The following is a 5,343-nucleotide window of genomic DNA, read 5'->3' as shown; positions in this document are numbered from 1 at the left end:
CAGGTTTTGAAACTGATCCCGTTTCAATCAGGGCTATGGTTTTCTGTATATTATTTTTTTTCAGTACCAGAACGACAAAAGACCACAAGCTCTTTTCAAATAAAAGTCGCAGAGCGACGACCTGTTAATAGAAAACAATTAACGAATTTAAAACAAGCTCCGTAGGTGCGACCTGTTGTTTCAAAAGATAACAGTCGATCCTAAAAATATCATACAACCTTCGGCTTACTCCTCAAAAATATCAGCCCAGCCAAAATGACCAAAGCGCCAACAGATTGCTGCGTCGTCAATTTCTCACCATCCAGAATTCCCCAGATAATCGCCACAATCGGCATCAGCAAAGTTACTGTAGATGCAAATAGAGGTGTCGAAATACTCAATAATTTATAATTCATCATCATCGCCAATCCCGTCCCGAAAATCGATAATATCGCCACAAAACCCAATCCTTCCAACGTACTTTGATTCAATGTCAAATCTTTGAAGAAGCCAGAAAAAATCAAAGCAATCAGCGATGGCAGAAATAAAACAAATGAAAAAATATAGGCCGACATCAGAATGGCCGGAACCTCGTGCAGTTTTGATTTAATAGTGGTCGTACTGATTGCGTAAAGCAATGTTGCAAGAAGCAAAAGTAAAATCGGATAAATTTTAATGTCACCACTTTCGCCACTTCCCAAAGCCAAAATACATGCACCAGCAAAACTTATCAAAACACCAAGCAATTGCCTTTTTGTCGTCGATAATTTCCAAACCAAAGAACCCACAATAATTACGAATATCGGCATCATCGAATTGATGATTCCGGCAATGCTGCTGCTAATTTCGGTTTCCGCCATCGGGAAAAGAAACATTGGAATGAAACTTCCAGTGAATGCTGCAATGATGAGCCATTTCAAATGTCGTCTCGGAAACAATTTGATTTTTGAGATGGCGTAAGGCATCAGCACAATTCCGGAAATCAAAACGCGCAAAGCACCGACTTCATAAGGATTGAAATGTTCCAAAGATTTTTTAATCAATATAAAAGAGGAACCCCAAATTAATGATAATGCAATCAGGAGAATCCATTTTTGTCTTTCTGCTGTCAAGAGATCTGTTGTTTTAAGATTTTTAAATAATCTATTTTCGGAATCATTTTCGCGCCCAGACTTTCCAAATGTTCAGAATGAATTTGACAGTCAATGAGTTCCCATTCATTCTGATATTTGGTTGTGAAATGGATAAATCCAGCTTTAGATGCGTTGGAAACTTTGGCAAACATACTTTCGCCACAAAACACATTCCCGACTTGGATGCCATAGAAACCACCAACCAATTCTTGATTTTGCCAAACCTCAAAACTTTTTGCTTTCCCCAATTGATGAAGTTTCACAAACGATTCTATCAGTTCTTCGTTAATCCATGTGCCGTCCTGGTCTTTCCGCTCGGCCATTTTGCAGTTTCTCATCACATCCTCAAAACATTGGTTTTCCGTGAATTGAAAAACCTCGTCTCTCAGAATTTTCTTCATCGATTTTGAGATTTTGATGTCATTTGGGAACAATACAAATCTCGGGTCGGGACACCACCAAAGGATTTCTTCGCCTTCGTTGTACCAAGGGAAAAGTCCCAATTGATAAGCAAACCAAAGTCTTTCTGGCTTCAAATCACCACCAATGGCCATTAGTCCGCCATCTGGGTCATAAAGTTCTGGGTCAGGAAAAGAAATATCTTCTGGGTCTAAGCGGAACATTTAATTAGCGTATTTTAATTTCATTAATGGATTTAACAAAACCTTGTCTTACATCTTCGTAATTCTCGTGTTTCCCATTTCTCACCACCCATTTTCCTGTAACGATAGTTCCAAGCAAATGTGAAGAATCAGACGAATAAACTATTGTATTACAAAGATTTTTAAGCGAAGAAGTCGCAATCAAAGGCGCTTTTGCATCAATCACAACTGCGTCAAAACTTTGCCCGACCTTGAAGAAATTTTCATTCTCAAAAGCCATCGATTTTCTTCCGGATTTCCAAGCTGTCTTCAAAGCATTGAATCCGCTGTCACCTTGATTTGGCTGGAAAAATGTGTCACGTCTGTGCGTGTAGATTCGCTGTCCGTAATCCAGAAGTCGCAAATCTTCCAAAGGATTCACACAAATCTGACTGTCGGTTCCAATCGACCAATTGCCACCAAACTTCTGATAATCCTTAAATCGGAATCTTCCATCACCCAAATTCCCTTCCGTTGACGGACAAAGAACAATGTTCGCACCAGATTTCGCAATGCCTTCAACCTCATTATCTTCCAAATGTGTACAATGAATCAAATTGAAATTCTCATTCACATCACAATTTTCCAAAAGCCATTCCGCCGGTCTTTTTCCGTAAAAATCTACAGAATCTTTGATTTCTTTCAACTGTTCCGCAATGTGAATATGAAACGGATAATCTTTCGCAAGCAAAGATGACTCAATCAAATCCTCTTTCTGAACCGCTCTCAAAGAATGCGAACCAACCGCCAAGTTCGCTTTGTCATAAAACTTTATCGACTGCTTCGAAGCTTCCAACAGTTGATAGTAATCCTCAATATTTTTCGAAATAAATCGTCTTTGTAAATCGTAAGGTTCTGTCCCGAAATTTCCTTTCTGATAAAACATCGGAATTAAAGTAATTCTTATCCCAACTCTTTCCGCAGCAGCAACCAATCTTTCACCCATTTCAGAAAGATTCTGGTAAGCTTTTCCGTCTTTATCGTGATGTACATAATGGAACTCCGCTACCGATGTATAACCGTTTCTCAACATTTCTGCGTACAACATTGCGGCAACATCTTCCATTTGTTCTGGCGAAAGTGACAGTGCAATTCTGTACATCGCATCGCGCCAGCTCCAAAAATCATCCGGAACTTCCGAGCCTTCAAAATATTCCGCCAAACCGCACATCGCATACTGAAAAGCGTGCGAATGCGCATTTTGAAATCCCGGCAAAACATAGCCGTCAACATATTCGCCTTCGGGTGTTTCCACGGTTTTCAGTTCAGAGATATTTCCGGCGTCGTCCAGCTTTACAAAAGCATTTTCCATCCAGCCGTTTTCGGTCAGTAATCCTTTGAATGTGTACATCAGGTCTTCGTTATTTTAATATATAATTTAATTTGGGCAGCTTTATCCGACTTCCGCTCCCAATCTTTTTTGCAGAATGTTTCCAGTTCAAGAGAACGCAAGACCACGCAAAAAAGGATTTCCGCTCAAGTCGGGCTGCGGTTTTCAGCTTCGAATCAACATTTTTCCTAAGTACAAACGCTCTGGAAATATTATTGAAATCAAATATATTTCATTGTTTCAATAAGTTTCAATAGTGCTTCTTTCAAAACCATTTGAATTCTCTCCGCATTAGCCTCATCATAAGTCATTTCCGAAGCATCCATATAATTCGTTTTGCACATTTCCAGTTGCAAAGCGTGAATGTTCTCTTCTGGTTTTCCAAAACTTCTCGTGATATAACCACCTTTGAAAGGGTGATTGTGAGAAAACTCGTAACCTTTATTCTGTAAAGAATCAATGGTAGTTTTAATTAATTCAGGACTTGCAGACGTTTCATCATTATCGCCCAGGATCAAATCCGGAAAATCCTCATTCCGAATTCCAGGAACAGATTTCCTAATCGAATGTGCATCAAACAGCAATACTTTCCCGAATTCGGCTTTTGTTTGTTGTAAAAGTTCGTCCAATTTCTCGTGATAAGGTTTGTGATACAATTCAACTCTTCTTGAAACTTCTTCAGAATCTGGAATATAATTATCTTTATAAATCTGATTTCCATTAAAATCAGTCACCGTCACAACATCTGTAATCACTCTTCCGTCATTGTAAAGCGGTTGATTTTGCGGATTCCTGTTTAGATCGACAACCCACCTGCTGTAATTGGCAGTAATGATCGTAATTCCTAGATTAGTTGCGAAACCATAAAGCTTATCGATAAACCAATCTGTATCATCCAATTTATCAGACAATTCAGGATTCATCATTGATTTTATATCTTGTGGAATAAATGTCCCTGCGTGAGGAACACTAATAATAATGGGAACTTTCGGAGTAGCAGGTTCAATGATTTTAAAGATTTCCATAGATAATTTTGAAGTTGAAATATAAAAAGAATCCCTGCATCTTTTATCAAAAATGCAGGGATTTATTATAGATTGATTCTAAAATCTTAGAATGGCAAATCGTCATCTTCATCCTCTGCGAAAACATTCTTGTTCTCAGCAGCCGGTTGACCTTGGTTTGGAGTCGCTTGAGTTGGCTCGTTAAAATCAGAAGCACCACCTTTTTCCATTCTCCATCCTACGATAGAGTTGAAATACTTTACTTCACCTTGAGGACTTGTCCATTCTCTTCCTCTGATATTGATATGAACTTTTACGCTATCTCCAACTTTGTATGCGTTCAGCAAATCAACTTTATCTTGAGTAAATTCAATATTAATTGGTTGTGGATACTGTTCTTCCGTCAAAAGAACGAGTTCTTTTTTTTGAAATCCGCTTGCAAATGTTTGTAAATCAGAAATCTTCTTGATTGTTCCTGTTAATTCCATGTCTCGAAAATGTTTTAAGTCTGTAAAGGTAATAAAAGTATTGATGTTATTCCAAAAACAGATGAGCAAAAAAGTTTTAAAAAAACATTGAAATAATTTTGGAGGTAATATGAAAAGTCTCTATATTTGCACTCACCAAAACGAAAGAAAAGAAGTTCTTCAAAATAATGCGGATGTGATGTAATTGGTAGCCATGCCAGACTTAGGATCTGGTGCTTCACCGCGTGGGGGTTCGAGTCCCTTCATCCGCACAATGCTAAAAATTTCTAAGCAATTAGGAATTTTTTTTATGCGAAAATAGCTCAGCTGGTAGAGCACGACCTTGCCAAGGTCGGGGTCGCGGGTTCGAGTCCCGTTTTTCGCTCCACCTCTGCCCTGGTGGTGGAACTGGTAGACACGCAGGACTTAAAATCCTGTGTCCGTAAGGACGTACGGGTTCAAGTCCCGTCTGGGGTACAAAATATGACTGTTGATCTTTGATTAGCAGTCTTTTTTGTTTTTAGTGGAGGACGATAAGGCGTTCAATGTGTATCCTTCTATTTAGTTTTTTTGGATCAGTTTCAAAACCGGGGGACTAGGCGAAAAGTTTGGATAATCTAAAAAGGAAAAATGCTTTGTCTTTTACGCCCCGAAGTTGTAATCTAAAGTTCTTTATTTTCGAGTTAAACGATTCTGCAGATGCATTGGTACTTCTTCTTTCAAAATAATTCAGGATGTCATTATAATGGTTTGTAATCGTATTTTTAAGTGTTGAAAAGGATTTAAAAC

The 5,343-nt window shown here is 38.5% G+C and carries 6 protein-coding genes and 3 tRNA genes; 3 read left to right on the top strand and 6 right to left on the bottom strand.

Going from position 1 to position 5,343, the window contains the following annotated elements:
- Positions 1-209: 209 nt before the first annotated feature.
- The 5 genes from AXA65_RS18335 to AXA65_RS18315 all read right to left on the bottom strand — a co-directional run bounded on the left by AXA65_RS18335 (position 210) and on the right by AXA65_RS18315 (position 4,575).
- Complete coding sequence (locus AXA65_RS18335) at positions 210-1,091, bottom strand: DMT family transporter (RefSeq protein WP_063971496.1); 882 nt, start codon at positions 1,089-1,091, stop codon at positions 210-212.
- Positions 1,088-1,735 carry a leucyl/phenylalanyl-tRNA--protein transferase gene (gene aat / locus AXA65_RS18330; protein WP_063971495.1) on the bottom strand — a complete coding sequence of 216 codons (648 nt, stop codon included), beginning with the start codon at positions 1,733-1,735 and terminating at the stop codon, positions 1,088-1,090. The genes AXA65_RS18335 and aat overlap by 4 nt, the downstream gene beginning before the upstream one ends.
- A 4-nt stretch (positions 1,736-1,739) precedes the next feature.
- Positions 1,740-3,104, bottom strand: a complete 1,365-nt coding sequence (gene hutF, locus AXA65_RS18325) for a formimidoylglutamate deiminase (protein ID WP_063971494.1) — start codon at positions 3,102-3,104, stop codon at positions 1,740-1,742.
- Between the two features lie 200 nt (positions 3,105-3,304).
- A complete protein-coding gene (locus tag AXA65_RS18320; RefSeq protein ID WP_063971493.1) occupies positions 3,305-4,108 on the bottom strand; it encodes an N-formylglutamate amidohydrolase in 804 nt (267 codons plus the stop codon).
- Between the two features lie 86 nt (positions 4,109-4,194).
- Positions 4,195-4,575, bottom strand: coding sequence for a DUF3127 domain-containing protein (locus tag AXA65_RS18315; RefSeq protein WP_063971492.1), 381 nt, complete (start codon positions 4,573-4,575; stop codon positions 4,195-4,197).
- Positions 4,576-4,744: 169 nt separating this feature from the next.
- Here AXA65_RS18315 and AXA65_RS18310 point away from each other — a divergent pair.
- From AXA65_RS18310 to AXA65_RS18300, 3 genes are all read left to right on the top strand, one after another.
- Positions 4,745-4,826 (top strand) — tRNA-Leu (locus tag AXA65_RS18310).
- Positions 4,827-4,866: 40 nt separating this feature from the next.
- Positions 4,867-4,942 (top strand) — tRNA-Gly (locus tag AXA65_RS18305).
- 5 nt (positions 4,943-4,947) lie between these two features.
- Positions 4,948-5,031: transfer RNA gene (locus AXA65_RS18300), tRNA-Leu, on the top strand.
- 118 nt (positions 5,032-5,149) lie between these two features.
- Here the strand turns inward: AXA65_RS18300 and AXA65_RS18295 are convergent.
- Positions 5,150-5,343: transposase (locus AXA65_RS18295; protein WP_165596629.1), on the bottom strand; the 194-nt coding region annotated here is incomplete at its 5' end.

Origin of the sequence: Chryseobacterium sp. FP211-J200, assembly GCF_001643375.1 — a bacterium.
GTDB lineage: Bacteria > Bacteroidota > Bacteroidia > Flavobacteriales > Weeksellaceae > Epilithonimonas > Epilithonimonas ginsengisoli.
The sequence above is the reverse complement of the archived record's forward strand: the minus strand, read 5'-3'. Positions and strand labels throughout refer to the sequence as shown.